Origin of the sequence: Paracoccus aurantiacus (assembly GCF_007993065.1) — a bacterium.
GTDB lineage: Bacteria > Pseudomonadota > Alphaproteobacteria > Rhodobacterales > Rhodobacteraceae > Paracoccus > Paracoccus aurantiacus.
Genome location: NZ_VOPL01000001.1, coordinates 975,337 through 988,647 on the forward strand (window position 1 = coordinate 975,337; position 13,311 = coordinate 988,647).

The 13,311-nt window shown below is 62.6% G+C and carries 14 protein-coding genes; 2 read left to right on the top strand and 12 right to left on the bottom strand.

Annotated elements, in window-relative coordinates; all coding sequences use genetic code 11:
• Positions 1-137 precede the first annotated feature (137 nt).
• From FQV27_RS04785 to FQV27_RS04815, 8 genes are all read right to left on the bottom strand, one after another.
• A complete protein-coding gene (locus FQV27_RS04785; RefSeq protein WP_246132993.1) occupies positions 138-347 on the bottom strand; it encodes a DUF3489 domain-containing protein in 210 nt (69 codons plus the stop codon).
• Positions 348-482: 135 nt separating this feature from the next.
• Entirely contained in the window at positions 483-608 is a 126-nt protein-coding gene (locus tag FQV27_RS19250; protein WP_281290015.1) for a hypothetical protein, read from the bottom strand.
• A 428-nt stretch (positions 609-1,036) separates the two neighbouring features.
• Complete coding sequence (locus FQV27_RS04790; protein WP_147096664.1) at positions 1,037-2,263, bottom strand: LysR family transcriptional regulator; 1,227 nt, start codon at positions 2,261-2,263, stop codon at positions 1,037-1,039.
• 135 nt (positions 2,264-2,398) lie between these two features.
• Entirely contained in the window at positions 2,399-3,964 is a 1,566-nt protein-coding gene (locus tag FQV27_RS04795) for a tannase/feruloyl esterase family alpha/beta hydrolase (protein ID WP_186827210.1), read from the bottom strand.
• A gap of 148 nt (positions 3,965-4,112) precedes the next feature.
• Complete coding sequence (locus FQV27_RS04800; RefSeq protein WP_186827211.1) at positions 4,113-5,174, bottom strand: 4-oxalomesaconate tautomerase; 1,062 nt, start codon at positions 5,172-5,174, stop codon at positions 4,113-4,115.
• Between the two features lie 76 nt (positions 5,175-5,250).
• Positions 5,251-5,922 (bottom strand): 4-carboxy-4-hydroxy-2-oxoadipate aldolase/oxaloacetate decarboxylase, encoded by a 672-nt coding sequence (locus FQV27_RS04805; RefSeq protein WP_147096666.1) that lies wholly within the window; start codon positions 5,920-5,922, stop codon positions 5,251-5,253.
• Between the two features lie 4 nt (positions 5,923-5,926).
• Positions 5,927-6,892, bottom strand: coding sequence for a VOC family protein (locus FQV27_RS04810; protein WP_147096667.1), 966 nt, complete (start codon positions 6,890-6,892; stop codon positions 5,927-5,929).
• 59 nt (positions 6,893-6,951) lie between these two features.
• Positions 6,952-7,683, bottom strand: a complete 732-nt coding sequence (locus FQV27_RS04815) for a PIG-L deacetylase family protein (protein WP_147096668.1) — start codon at positions 7,681-7,683, stop codon at positions 6,952-6,954.
• A 341-nt stretch (positions 7,684-8,024) separates the two neighbouring features.
• Between FQV27_RS04815 and FQV27_RS04820 the strand changes: the two genes are divergently transcribed.
• Both FQV27_RS04820 and FQV27_RS04825 read left to right on the top strand, forming a co-directional pair.
• Positions 8,025-8,528: a TRAP transporter small permease gene (locus tag FQV27_RS04820; RefSeq protein ID WP_147096669.1), complete on the top strand. Its 504-nt coding sequence runs from the start codon at positions 8,025-8,027 to the stop codon at positions 8,526-8,528.
• Positions 8,525-9,829, top strand: coding sequence for a TRAP transporter large permease (locus FQV27_RS04825; protein WP_147096670.1), 1,305 nt, complete (start codon positions 8,525-8,527; stop codon positions 9,827-9,829). The genes FQV27_RS04820 and FQV27_RS04825 overlap by 4 nt, the downstream gene beginning before the upstream one ends.
• Before the next feature lie 54 nt (positions 9,830-9,883).
• Here the strand turns inward: FQV27_RS04825 and FQV27_RS04830 are convergent, their stop codons facing one another.
• Genes FQV27_RS04830 through exbB form a run of 4 tightly spaced genes read right to left on the bottom strand, consistent with a single transcriptional unit; the run spans position 9,884 to position 13,283 of the window.
• On the bottom strand, positions 9,884-10,900 hold the full coding sequence (locus FQV27_RS04830) for a siderophore-interacting protein (RefSeq protein ID WP_147096671.1): 1,017 nt from the start codon (positions 10,898-10,900) through the stop codon (positions 9,884-9,886).
• A gap of 17 nt (positions 10,901-10,917) precedes the next feature.
• Complete coding sequence (locus tag FQV27_RS04835) at positions 10,918-11,850, bottom strand: TonB C-terminal domain-containing protein (RefSeq protein WP_147096672.1); 933 nt, start codon at positions 11,848-11,850, stop codon at positions 10,918-10,920.
• The gene (exbD, locus tag FQV27_RS04840) at positions 11,847-12,302 is read right to left on the bottom strand and encodes a TonB system transport protein ExbD (protein WP_147096673.1); all 456 of its coding nucleotides are present in this window, start codon (positions 12,300-12,302) and stop codon (positions 11,847-11,849) included. The genes FQV27_RS04835 and exbD overlap by 4 nt, the downstream gene beginning before the upstream one ends.
• A gap of 3 nt (positions 12,303-12,305) precedes the next feature.
• Positions 12,306-13,283, bottom strand: a complete 978-nt coding sequence (gene exbB, locus FQV27_RS04845) for a tonB-system energizer ExbB (protein WP_147096674.1) — start codon at positions 13,281-13,283, stop codon at positions 12,306-12,308.
• Between the last annotated feature and the right edge of the window lie 28 nt (positions 13,284-13,311).

Consider the following 13,311-nt stretch of genomic DNA (forward strand, 5'->3'; position numbering starts at 1 on the left):
GGCGTGGTCCCGCTGGTTGTACAGTATGCGCTTTGCGCTCCGGCGCATCAGCTGCTGGACGATGGATGAGATGGTCGGGCGAGGCGGTGCCTCGCCCCTCTGCCGGTTTGTACACACGGCCACACCCCTCAATCTTTTTAGAGGTCACCGGCAGTCCCAGCTTCTTTTTCAGCGATCCGGAAAATGGCACCCCGAATCGAATGTGCCTGCCATTCCATCGATTCGGCGATCTTTGCGATGGTCGCGCCTTCTGGCGCCTCTAACATCGCGACGTGCTGCGCCTGTTTCGTGCCGGGACGCTGGCTGGCGGCGATGGCGTCGGGCATTGCATCACGCAAAACCGTCATTGTCCTGACCACCGCAGGTTCGATGCCGACGGCGTCAGGCCCGGCCTCGGCGGCGATAAGCGCATTGCCATGTCCATCGCCCGGCTCGCGCCAGAGCGGCTTGCCTCTCGGCGCTGTTGAAATCGCGGATCAGAGTCAGACGACTATGGCGTCATATTCTCGGAACTCGATCAGCTCGTCATGGCGCATGGTCTGGGTGATCTGGCCGGCCGCATTCACCCGAAAATCGGTGACATGACTCAGCGCCGCGATCCCGGACACGTAGATCTCGGGGCGCCCTCTCGTGCTGGAGCGGGATTCGCTTATTGATCATGATGCCGAAGGCCCGGAGCCGCATAAATTCGGCCTTTGTCACATGCTACTTCATGGGTCTGTCGGTTCGGTTGTTGCCGGTCGTGCTTGGTCTATCGCCGGCTGGTCCTGTTGCATGCCGGGCGCGCGTTGATCGCTGACCGTGTCGATCTGGCTGACGTGGCGTGGGCGTTTCGCTCATCTTTCTGCGCAAGGTGCGTAAGGCGCCCCGCCTTTTCAATGACCGCATCTTCGCAAAGGTCGCAACATCAGGTTTAGTCAAAGCACGTAACTGCACCGCCGATTTTTCTGGCGAACTACTCTGACAGATTCGGCGAAAGCGCCGGATATGCCAGCCATTCTGCGCTTCACCCGCGCAGCCTCCGATTCCGGCGACATCAGCGCGGCGACAGCTCGGCCATTTCCGTCATCGGATCGGCGTTCACCTGTGTCGCCGGCTCTCCCATGGTGGCGGCTTTTTCGCGCAGCAGGCCGATGAAATCGCTTTGTGCCGCCGTCGGCTCCCATCCGGCGCGTGTGGTAATGCCGATCGGACGGCGCGAATGTGGCAGGTCGACGGGCAGCACGGCAAGCGAATGCGCCTCTGCATCTGCGAGGGTCTGGATACGCGACAGCGCGCCAAGGTTGTTGCTGTCGCGAAGCAGTTCGCGCAGCAGAATGACCGAGGAGGTCACGACAGCACTGCGGATAACCGTCGCGGGCAGAAGATCTTCCAGCGCAGCGCGAATGGGCGTGCCAGCGCGCGCCATGACCCACGGATATTCAGAAAGCTCCTCGACCGAGACGCTGGCACGCTTCGTCAGCGGATGATCCTTGCGCGCCACTATCGCGACAGAATCGTCAAACAGCGCCTCTTGTGTGATGTCGGCAATCGGGCTGGGAATCCGCAGCGCGCCGATCATCATGTCAATCTCGCCCCGGCGAAGGCCGGTCAGCAATTCGTCATAACGCCCGTCGATCACTTCGACAGGAAAACTCGGTCTCAGCGCCCTGAAACGCAGCATGGCAGCAGGCAGCAGGCTGGAACGCGAAAGTGGCAGCGCCCCGACAACGATGCGCCCGACCTCGCGGCCAGCAAGGGCGGCGAGATCGGTTTCGCCCTGCTCCATCTCGGCGAAAGCAAGTCTCGCGGCCTGTGACAGCTGCCTTGCCGCCCGCGTCGCGATCAGCCCATGTGCGGTCCGTTCAAAGAACTGAACGCCTGCCGACTGTTCCAGCATGCTGGCAGATCGGTGGACCGTTGGCTGCGCAAGCCCCAACTGGCGCGCGGCGAGGGTAAAATTCTCGAGCTCGGTCACGGCGATCAGCGCGGAAAGCTGTGCGCGCGTCGCGTGATGGCGGATATTGCGCGACATATCCGCCATTGCGCCATCAAGGAATGACAGCGCCCGCCTCGTCCGCTTTGCCAGCGCTTCGCCGGCCGGGGACAGGTAGATGCCCTGATTGCTGCGATGAAACAGCGCCTGGCCGGCGTCATGTTCCAGCTTGTTCATCGCCTGCGTCACCGCCGGCTGCGAGACATGACAGGCCTCGGCCGTGCGGGTGACAGAATGGGTTTCTGCCAGGGTCAGGAACATGCGCAAGTGGCGGATGCTGGGCTGCATCGAACTCTCCGGGAATTCGTGCAATTGTAGCCGTCATTCTCGCGCAACGCCACGATTTTATTCATAAAATCGCGTTACCATGATGCGGCGGAGCGTCACATACGCCCCGCCGCCCCGTTGTTGAGCCCGGTTTTGCTATTCGGAGAAAGCGTAGGGTGTGAAGAAATCAGCCCCCGGCCAGTCCCGAAGCGAGACGATTTCCGTGGCCGGTCCCATGGACCATTGCGCGCTGTCATTCACGTCGCCCTCGCCCGACCAGCTCGCGACATGAGGGTAAGGATAGGCAGGACGGGTCATCGCCGGCAGAGGTTCCACACCCAGATCCAGCGCCTGCCCCCGCTCGCCGCCGTCACTTCCGACACCATCGGGTTGCCCGAAACCGGACTCCTCGCCCGAGCTTGATGTCATCACCGCCTCGGGCGCGGTCCCGTCCTCGACCCACGCCATCATCGGGCTCAGAAGGTCCAGGCTTCCCGGCCCCTGGCCACCGCCGCAATGGCCGACGCCCGGCAACAGATAGAGGCGTTCGAAACCGGCAGCGGAATCCGCCCCAAGCGTCGCCGCAATCCCCTCATGCAGGGCCAGCGTATTGGCGGGCGAGATATGCGGGTCAGCCAGCCCGTGCCACATGATAAGCTTGCCGCCTGCAGCTTCGAACGCCGAGAGATCCGGGTTGGTCGCATCGAAAAACGGGTGCCGCGTGCGAAGTTCGGTCAGCGTCGCTTCGGTGAATTTCAGATCGGCCAATTCCATCTCGGGGCGCGCCGGATCGAAGGCAAGATACTTCAATACAGGATCGACAATCATCTGCGAAAACAATTCGCTATCGGCATTGTCTGCGACATAGACGCCCTGCCATTCCAGTTCCGATCCGTATTGCGGCTGCCCGGCGGTCAGATATGCGCCGCTTTCGGCATCCTGAGGACCAGCGTAAAACTTGCGCACCACCTCGACCTGCGCGGGGCTGAGGCATTGATCGTTTTCTGCGGCATCCGCCGCGCAGGCAATGCTTTGCGGATCGAAACTGCACAGCGCGGGCTGCGCGATCAGTCCGTCCGTCACCCCATCGCTCTCATCACAGGCGGCAACAACCGCCGCATGCAGCGCCGGCAGCTTGCTCGAGGTCAGGATCACCTCACCATCGGCATCGTAATTAGAGGCCGCCATCCATCCGTGATAAAGCGTGTTCTGCACCTGAAACAGCATTGCGGGGGCACCGGCAATGACGCCGTCGAAATCGTCGGGGAAGCGCATCGCCTCCATCAGCGCCTCGCGTCCACCATCCGAGCAACCGTTGAAATAGCTGTATTGCGGGGGCTGGCCATAGAAGGCTGCGATCAGCGCCTTCGCGGCCTCGGCCGTCAGATGCTGCGCACGATAGGCGAAATCGGCCCTCTGCGTTTCGTCGAGGCCCCATTTCCCGTCATTGCCGGTGTGCCCCATATCGGTTGCCGCCATGACGAAGCCGCCATCGTTCAACACCTTGCATCCCGTCGATGCCCCTGAGGTCAGCGTGATATTTCCACAAAGCCCGCCACAACCGACCTGAAGGTAGCGCTGCGTCCAGCTTTCCATCGGCAGCACCACCTGGAAATTCACCTGTGGCGCCAATGTGCCGGTGACGTTGCAGACGGCGATTCCGTCGCTCGTCGTCTCGGTGGCCGCAGTAATCGTGCTGCCTGCCCCGCCGATAGCCGTCATATCGGTTTCGGCAAGGCTCTCGCACGATGCTGTTGGCGCAACTGCCTCAAGCGTCGCCGCATCGCCACGCGAAGCCGCGCACAAAACAATGCCAATCGTGCATAGGGATATAATTCTTAGTAATTTCATGGCCATTACTCCAATAATCTTACAAACGTGGGAAAACGCGCCCGTCAAACAGCTTGCGCGCGGTGCGCATCGTTCCGGCGGCGGTCATCTGGCCGTCGGAACCGGTTTCAAGAAGAACCTCGGCCGCGCCTGTCGGATGTTCGATCAGAAATCGCCCATCAGCGGGGATGACCGCCAACGCCCCCGCCGGAGAGCCTTCAAGCGTACAGGCGGTGGCGACGCTGACGGCGGCGAACACGCCGATCGTGGCGTGGGCGCGGTGAGGAATGAAGCTGCGGGTGCTGATCGCGCCGCCATGCGCGGGTGGCGAAACAAGCGTCATCTTCGGCACCGATTTCGCGGTGACGTCGCCCAGATTCATCATCGGTCCTGCGGCCAGCCGGATCTTCTCGATCCGTGCCTTCAGATCGGCATTCCCTTCCAGTTCGTCGCGCGTTTCATTGCCGTTCAGGCCGAAATCGGACGCGCGCATGACCACGATCGGCATCCCGTTATCGATCAGCGTGCAGTCAACGCCCTCGATCCTGTCGACCGGGTTTCCGGTCGGCAGCAATGCCCCGGTCATGGAGCCGTCGATATTCTGAAACATCAGCGGTATCGCCGCCGCCGTGCCCGGCACCCCGTCAATCGCGGTGTCCCCTACATAGCTGACACGGCGCGCCGGCGTCTGGATGGTCGCAGTCGCGACCTCGCCGGTATTGACCATATGGATGCGCACGACTGTCGCACCTTCCTGCGCCTGGACCAGTCCGCGCTCTATCGCCGCTGGCCCGACCCCGGCCAGGATATTGCCGCAGCCCTGCGCACCCGACACAAGTGCCTGATCGACGAATACCTGAAGAAACAGATAGTCGACATCTGCGTCCGCGCGCGAGGACGGGCTCAGCACCGCCACCTTCGAGGTCAGGGGGTCGGCGCCGCCGATGCCGTCAATCTGCGCCTTGTCAGGGCTGCCCATGATCCGCAGCAGCAAATCGTCGCGCGCCGCCTCATCGCCCGGCAGGTCCGAGGCAAGAAAATACGCCCCCTTCGAGGTTCCGCCCCGCATCCACAGGCATGGAATGCCGTCCATCACGCTCATCAACCGCTCCTTCTTGGGTGGCCCGTGACATTGCGGGCGACCGTCCGGCACCGGGCGAGGCACCCGCTGCCCTGTTTCAGATGTAATCCAGCCCCTTCTCTTTCAGCCGAGGCCGCATGTCGTAGATGTCCAATCCCAATTCGCCCGAGGCCAGCCGCCTGCGCTTGGCCTCCTCGGCGTCCAGCCGCTTCCGTGCTGCGGCAAGTACAGTTTCTGCGTCCGCGCGTTTCACCACACAGACACCATCATCGTCGGCAACGATCACATCGCCCGCCCCGATTGCCTGCCCGGCGCAGACGATGGGAACATTGACCGACCCGAGCGTCTCCTTGACGGTGCCCTGTGCGCTGATCGCCTTTGACCAGACAGGGAAACCCATCTCGGTCAGGTCGCGCACATCGCGGACACCCGCGTCGATCACCAGCCCCCGGCAGCCCCGCGCCATCGCGCTCGTCGCAAGCAGATCGCCGAAATAGCCGTTATCGCAGGGCGAGGTCGGGGCGAGGACAAGAACATCGCCCTCCTGCAGCTGCTCGATCGCCACATGAACCATCCAGTTATCGCCCGGCGGGGCGCTGATCGTCACCGCCGACCCGGCGATACGTGCGCCGGCATAGATCGGACGCATATAGCTTGCCAGACAGCCGATGCGGCCCTGCGCTTCGTGAACGGTGGCGACGCCTGCCTCGGACAGACCTGCAATGGTCCCGGCAGAGGCGCGTTCGATATTCTGGACGACTTTGGGCATGTCATCAGCCTTTCTTGACCGGCGGTGTGCCGTGAGTGTGGAATGTTTCGATTGTTTTCAGCCCCCAGGCCTGGCCCTTCTTGCGGTCGTCCTGCGTCCACTTGATGGGTTGCCAGTCAGGTGCCAGGACCAGCCGCGCACCGGCATTGGCCAGTTCCACCCGGTTTCCGGCGGGTTCCCAGACATATAGGAAGAACGTGCCCTGCACCGCGTGCTTGTGCGGGCCGGTTTCGATATGAACGCCGTTCTGCAGGAAAATATCGGCGGCGCGCAGAATGTCTTCGCGCTGATCGGTGGCGTAGGTGACGTGATGCAGCCGCGCCATCCCGCCGCCATGTTCTTCGGTGCACGCCAGATCATATGTCTTGTTGTTGATCGTGAACCAGCAGCCGCCCAGCCGGCCATTATCCAGTTCGATATATTCTGTCACGCGGCTGCCGAGGCAGGTTTCCATGAAGCGACGGAATTCGGTCACATCATCGGCCAGCAGGTTCAGGTGATCGAGCCTGCGCGGCGCGGCGCCCGAAAACGCGCTAGCCGTATTCTTGAGCGCAGCGCGTTCCGCCTGTTCCTGGGGTTCATACCAGACCGTGTCATAATAGATCTCGAACACATGGCCGAACGGGTCCTCGAAACGGAAGGCGCGCCCATGCGACTGATCGCCGTTCACCCAGCCATGCATCTTGTAACCCGACGCCTCTATCGCCTGCACCCGTCGCGCCAGCGCCTCGGGCGAGGCGGCGCGATAGCCGATATGGGCGACACCCGTCGTGTCCGCGCGGGTCAGCTTGAGGCTGCAATATTCATAATCGTCCCACGCCCGCAGATAGGCGCTTTCGGCGTCCTGCCCCGACAGTTTCAACCCATAGATGCGGGTAAAGAAATCGAGGCTTTCATCGAATTTGTCGGTCAGCATCTCGACATGGCCCAGATGGGCCAGGTCCATGCTGGAATTGGTCGGATCAGGCATGTCTGCATCCTTGAAGTCGTGGCTGTATCAGACGCGGGCGGCGATACCGGGCGCGCGCGTCACAACTCGTCAACGGTGCGCGGGAAGATCGACTGGAAACCTTCGGCATATTTCGCCTTGCGGCCGCCGCCCTGCCCGCCGGAATTGCGCATGAAGTGATTGGCGCGGTTTTCAGCGACGCGGGTGTAATAGTCCCACAGATGTTCCTGCCCCTCCATGCATTCGATGGCGGCGCGCTTCTTTTCCCAGACCGGGGTGATGTCCAGAAAGGTATCCGGCTTCCAGCCCATCTGTTCGGTCTGATGCGGCTCGAACAGGTAAAGCTGCGGCGCGCCCAGCACCTTCTCGCCGGGATTGTGGCCCCAAGCCTGCGCGATCATGCGGCATTCCAACGCCACCTGCGTCGCATACATGTGGTCGGTGTTATAGGGATCATACTGGCTGTGCGACAGCATGAAGCTGGGCTGGACCTTGCGGATTACATCGACCAGCCGGAACTTGTCGTCCTGCGTCAGATGCAGCGGGTAATCGCCCAGATCGAATTCGATCAGATCATGCACACCAAGCGCCTTTGCCGCTTTTTCGGATTCGGCGCGCCGGGCATCCTTGACCTTGTCCATGGTCATGCCTTCGTGCTTCCACAGCTTCGCGGATTCGCCGCGTTCGCCGAAGGACAGGCAGACTACGGTCACGTCATAGCCTTTTTCGGCATGCAGGGCGATGGCACCGCCGCAGCGCCACACAAAGTCGGCAGCATGCGCGGAAATGACGAGTGCGGATTTGTCGGCCATGATTTTCCTCCGGGAAGCGGGCAATGATCCTTTGGCGATCAGCATGCCGCCAGACGCCGCGCCAGGCAAATTGGAACCGCGGCGTTATCCATAAATTTCTGCTATGCAGATTCAGAAATCCAGTCGAAACGAACCGCAGCAAAGACGCATCTATAGCGCAAATTTATGCACGCACCGGCGGTTTCTATTTCAGAAACTCCTGTGACGGGCCTAGTCTGCGTCATGGCGGGGCGCTGTCCGGCAAAGATGCCGGTTCCAACGAATTTCCGCGCAGGAGGATAAGCAATGTCGAAACAAGAATGCGCGTCAGGCGCACGCGCCGCAACAGGAAAGGAACGACCATGCGCGACATAACCGATCAGGGCCGCGCCAGATTGCTCAACCGCTTCACGGTGTGGCTCGCATGGCTGGCCGGCCTGGCGCTGATCTTCATGGTCGTCATCATTTCGACCGGCGTGGTCCTTCGCTATATGTTCGGCACGCCCCTTTTGGGTCTGAACGAAATCAACCAGTTGACTGCCGTTGTTCTCGTCATGGCGGCGCTGCCTTATTGCACGCTGCATAACGGGCATGTCGGCGTCGATGTGTTCGACAATGCCATCGGACCTGTCGGTCGGTTTATCGGCGATGTCGGATCGCGCCTTCTGTCCATCTTCGTGCTGTCGGTTCTGGTCTGGCGCGCAGGCCTGAAGGCACTGGACGCTTGGGAATACGAGGACGCGACCAATATGCTCGACCTGCCGATATGGCCGTTCTACACGGTCCTCGCGATTGGCGCGGCGCTTTGCGTGGCGGTTTTCGCTGTCCAGCTTCTCGATATCTTCAAGCGCGGAGAACTGAAATGAGCGGCACGACAATCGGCCTTCTCGGCATCGCTCTGCTGTTCCTGCTGATGATTTTCCGCACGCCTGTTGCCTTCGCCATGCTTCTGGCGGGCTTTATCGGCATGTGGGCGCTGGAAGGATTGCGCACGGCGGGGGCACTTATCCTGACCGAAAGCTATGGTGCCATCGCTTCAGAGACGCTGATCGTCGTGCCGATGTTCGTTCTGTTGGGCAATATCGCCTCGGTGGCCGGATTTTCGCGCGGGCTTTACGATGCGGCATATGCGTGGGTCGGGCATTTCCGGGGCGGTCTGGCATCAGCCTCAGTGCTTGGCTGCGCGGCGTTTTCGGCCGTCTCGGGCTCATCTGTCGCGACCGCCGTGACCATCGGCAAGGTCGCGCTGCCAGAGATGAAACGCCTGGGCTACGCCGACGGGCTCGCCACCGGATCGGTCGCGGCGGGCGGCACGCTTGGCTTCCTGATCCCCCCTTCGACCGGGTTCGTCATCTATGCCATCCTGACCGAGCAATCCATCGGCCGGCTGTTCATGGCGGGTATTTTGCCGGGCGTCCTGCTGATGGCGCTGTTCATCCTGACCGTCTGGCTGGTCGCACTGCGCAATCCCGCCGAGGCACCGGCCGGCCCGAATGTCCCGATAGCAGAGCGTTTCCGCATCCTCGGTCAGGCCGCGCCGCTGCTGGCGGTCATGGTGCTGACCATCGGCGGAATCTATATCGGCGCTTTCACTCCGGTCGAGGCATCGGGGATCGGCGCGGCTCTGGTCATTCTGCTCGCGCTTGTCACCGGCAAGCTGAACTGGGCGGGCTTCTACGAAGCGATGCTGGATACGCTGAAAACGACGGCAATGCTTTATATGATTGTCATCGGCGCGAATGTGCTGAACCCGTTCTTCGCGGTGACCCAGATCCCCGCCACACTCGGCGAAGCGCTTCAGTCGCTTGGCTTCGGGCCTTACGGCACGCTGCTGGTCATCATCCTTGCCTATGTCGTCATGGGGATGTTCATGGACGGGCTGTCGATGCTGGTGATCTCGATCCCCGTCGTATTTCCGGTGATTACCGGCATGGGCTTCGATCCGATCTGGTTCGGCGTTGTCGCGGTGATCGTGATCGAGATGGGGATGATTACCCCGCCCGTCGGTCTGAACGTCTTTGTCGTGCGCGGCGTCGCGGGCGATGTGCCGCTGACGACCGTCTTCCGCGGTGTCACACCGTTTCTGCTGGCGATGATCGTGGGGCTGATCCTTATCATCATGATCCCGCAGATCGCGCTGCTGATCCCGAACTCCATGTTCGGCTGAAACACTGCGGGAGGGGCGCGTCCCCTCCCGCTTTCAGTTCAGGCACCCTCGTTGTTATCTGTCACTGTCGGCATTCCAATAGGCGGCCAGATGGGCATGTGACTTCGGCAGATACGCCAGAACCGCCTGCTTCAGGGGCTGGAGCCGCGCCCTTTCCGTCGCGATCCACGCCCTGCTTGCGTGCGTGCCTTCGGTCGAGAGACGCCGCGCAAGCCGCGCCTCGCCGGAAGGGTCATGACACAGATGCAGGTTCGGATGCCCCGCGAACGGATAGTCAGCGGTGGCGCCGAACAGATGGCAGGTGATCCGGGCGTCAGGCGCCTGCGCGGCGATAATGCGCGAGAGCGCCGGATAGGCGGTTTCATCGCCGCCGATCAGAAGCATGTCGGATTGCGGGATGCCGCCACCGCCCGGCCCCGTCAGCCCGATCTCGGTCCCCGTCACGGCTTCTGCCGCAAATGCGCAGATCCGGCCCCCACTATGAATGAAAATGTCGGTCTCCAGCCAGCCCGCACTCGGGTCGATCGCAGCAACCGTATAGGCAGGCCGGTGCAGTTCCTGCGGCCAGACCGTCTGCCCGGTTTCTGAAAGACGCGGCCACTCGGTCGCCCCTTCGGCAACAGGCAGCACAAGGCGAAAATGAATCATGTCACGTGCCAGCCGGCCCAGCCCCTGCCCCTCCAGCCGGAGACGAAGGAAATGCGCGCTCAGCCTGCGGACCGAGGCGACGCGGGCAAGACTGAAATTCGGCGGAAGCTCTCCGGCCTGTTCCGGGCCAGACCAGTCAAGGGGCACCGCGCCTGCAATAGCCGCGACATGATGTGCGACGGCCTCTTTCAGCGTGAACAGCCAGTCCCGTTCATGCGCGCGGGCATAAACAACCGCGCCATTACCCTGCTTGCGCGCGCCGAATTCCCCTGTCCCCAGCACAATCCAGGTCGAGCGGCCATGCCCGGAATGCAGGTCAAGCCCGTGTTCCGCCGCCTCGCGGCGCAGTCTCGCGTCGAGAATTTTAAAATCTAGGCCGACCGTCGCTTCGGACTGGAAGGGCGGCAGGGGATCGTGTCTCATATCGGCAAAACCCTTTCTCAGCGAACGATATTCACCACGCCTCTGAAACTTGCAGCGCGGCCATTCGGCGGCCTTGGCATCGCGGGAAGGCGGGCGGCCTGACGCGCCAGCACCTGATCGATCCGCGCATCACCAGTGGACCCGAGCATCCTTCCGCTCGCGGCACCATTCGCGGCGATCGTGACATCAATCTGAACCTGAAGCCCGCCCCGGACCCTGGCCTGGATGTTGGCGCGTTGCATGTGGCGGTTCACGCGGGAACGGACCTGCGAGATCCAGCGGTCCATCTGCTGCTGGCTCGCGCCCGCGCTCTGGCGCGTCGGTGTGCCGCGTTGTGGCTGGCTGCGCGCCCGTTGATCGGTCTGCTGCCCCGCCTGCTGCCCCGTCTGCTGCCGCGACGGTTCAGCCGCGCGCGCGCGCCGAGGCGCCGTCTGGGTTTCCTGACGCGGTTTCTGCTCGCGGACCTGTCGGCGTTCGGGTTCCGGTGCGGATTTGCGTCGCACCGGACGCGCCATCGGACGATCTGACGTGCTCAGCAACAGAGCAGAGTCAGGCAAGAGTTCCGCGAAATCGGTGATTGGCGGCAACTCCATCAGAGGTGGCGTTGCAAAATCGGGGGGCGGCTCGTCCCGGACGAGATCGGTGACATCGTCAACCGGCGGCAATTCCAGCATCGGCGGCGGGGCAAAGTCAGGCAGAGTTTCTGCGGCTGTCTCGGCAGGTTCGACTGCGGCTGCACTTGGCGCGACGGGATCAGGCGCGGGTGCAGCTGCTGGCTGCATCTGTTGCGCGGGCACGAGTTCGGCAAAGACAGGCTCGGGCGGCTGCATGACCGTGCTTTGCCGCGTTGCATCGATCAGCCACAGGCCGGCGGCGATATGCGCGGCCAGAACGGCCGCACCTGCGGCACCCCACCGCGTCGCATCGCCCATCCAGCCGGCCGCACTCACTGCACGGGGTCCGCTGCGTCTGCGGCGACATCGCCCGTGGTTGCTGCGTCCAGCCCGACAAGCGCGATCTTCGTATAGGCCGCGTCGCGCAGCAGGTTCATCACTTCCATCACGTCGCCATAGCTGGCCTGCCTGTCGGCACGCAGATAGATCCGCGCCTCGTGATCGCCGCCGGTCTGCGCATCAATGCTGGCAATGACATTATCGCGCGCCACGACGTCGTTGCCCAATGCAATCGCGCCATCGCCCGACAACGTCAGCCAGACCGGGTCATCCGTGCGCTGCGAGGCAACCCCGCGCGAGGCCGGCAGATCCACGTTGATATCAACTGTCGCAAGCGGCGCGGCGACCATGAAGATAATCAGCAGCACCAGCATCACATCAATGAACGGCGTTACATTGATCTCGTGATTTTCGACAAGCGCGTCGTCGTCCTGTATCCCGCCCGCCATCGGTCAGCGCCCGGATATCGTGCGGAAATCCAGATCGCGGCTAAGCAGTCGCTCGACACCCGCCGCAGCTTCTGTCAGGCGCAGGCGATAGCCGGAAATCTGGCGCGCAAAGAAATTGTAGATCACCACGGCAGGAATTGCCGCGACAAGGCCCAGTGCCGTCGCCAGCAGCGCTTCTGCGATACCCGGCGCCACCACGGCGAGATTCGTCGTCTGCGATTCCGAGATGCCGATAAAGCTGTTCATGATACCCCAGACCGTGCCGAAAAGACCGACGAAGGGCGCGGTCGATCCGATCGTGGCAAGAATACCCGTCCCGACACCCGCGCGCCGCCCTGAATAAGACACGATACTGCGAAGATATGACGTCACGCGCTCCTTCAGCCCGGCCGAGCCGGCACGATCAAGCGCGGGGGTGGAGCGGTCAAGCTCTGTCGCGGCGGCGCGCAGCATGCGGCTTGCCGGGTCTTTGCGATTGCCGGACGCGGCGACGGCGTCGGAAAGGCTGGATGCGCGGGCGATCAGTTCGGCGCTTCGGGACGCGTTCCGGTTCGCCGCGACGATCTCCAGCAGTTTGACGACAAGGACGGTCCAGGTGACGACGGATGCAAAGGCCAGCCCGATCATCACCGCCTTCACGACGATATCGGCATTCATGAACATGCCCCAGGGCGAAAGGTCATGGGGCAACCTCGCCGCAAGCCCGGACAGTGCGGCGCGCCGATTATCCGCTGAAGGTTCGGCGGAAGGCGGCACAGCTTCGTCGCTTCCAGCCGCATCGGGGCGCGCATTCAGATCAGGGGCGCTCGGGCTTGCCGCGTCCTGTGCTGCCGCGTCTGGGTCAGCTGCATCCGCAACGGGTGTCGGCGCCGCAATGGCGGGACTGTCGGCAGGCGGGGTCTGCGCCATGAGACCACCGCCGAGCGAAAATATCGCGAGGCAGGCGACAAAGGTAACGCGATGAAATGCAGTCTGCGGCATGAAGTTTCTCGCTTGCTGGGCCGTGATT

Coding starts and splice junctions, on each gene's coding strand:
- FQV27_RS04785 (WP_246132993.1), bottom strand. CDS start 347: ATGACGGTTTTGCGTGATGCAATGCCCGACGCCATCGCCGCCAGCCAG.
- FQV27_RS04790 (WP_147096664.1), bottom strand. CDS start 2,263: ATGCAGCCCAGCATCCGCCACTTGCGCATGTTCCTGACCCTGGCAGAA.
- FQV27_RS04795 (WP_186827210.1), bottom strand. CDS start 3,964: ATGACGGCTATCGGCGGGGCAGGCAGCACGATTACTGCGGCCACCGAG.
- FQV27_RS04800 (WP_186827211.1), bottom strand. CDS start 5,174: ATGAGCGTGATGGACGGCATTCCATGCCTGTGGATGCGGGGCGGAACC.
- FQV27_RS04805 (WP_147096666.1), bottom strand. CDS start 5,922: ATGCCCAAAGTCGTCCAGAATATCGAACGCGCCTCTGCCGGGACCATT.
- FQV27_RS04810 (WP_147096667.1), bottom strand. CDS start 6,892: ATGCCTGATCCGACCAATTCCAGCATGGACCTGGCCCATCTGGGCCAT.
- FQV27_RS04815 (WP_147096668.1), bottom strand. CDS start 7,683: ATGGCCGACAAATCCGCACTCGTCATTTCCGCGCATGCTGCCGACTTT.
- FQV27_RS04820 (WP_147096669.1), top strand. CDS start 8,025: ATGCGCGACATAACCGATCAGGGCCGCGCCAGATTGCTCAACCGCTTC.
- FQV27_RS04825 (WP_147096670.1), top strand. CDS start 8,525: ATGAGCGGCACGACAATCGGCCTTCTCGGCATCGCTCTGCTGTTCCTG.
- FQV27_RS04830 (WP_147096671.1), bottom strand. CDS start 10,900: ATGAGACACGATCCCCTGCCGCCCTTCCAGTCCGAAGCGACGGTCGGC.
- exbD (WP_147096673.1), bottom strand. CDS start 12,302: ATGGCGGGCGGGATACAGGACGACGACGCGCTTGTCGAAAATCACGAG.
- exbB (WP_147096674.1), bottom strand. CDS start 13,283: ATGCCGCAGACTGCATTTCATCGCGTTACCTTTGTCGCCTGCCTCGCG.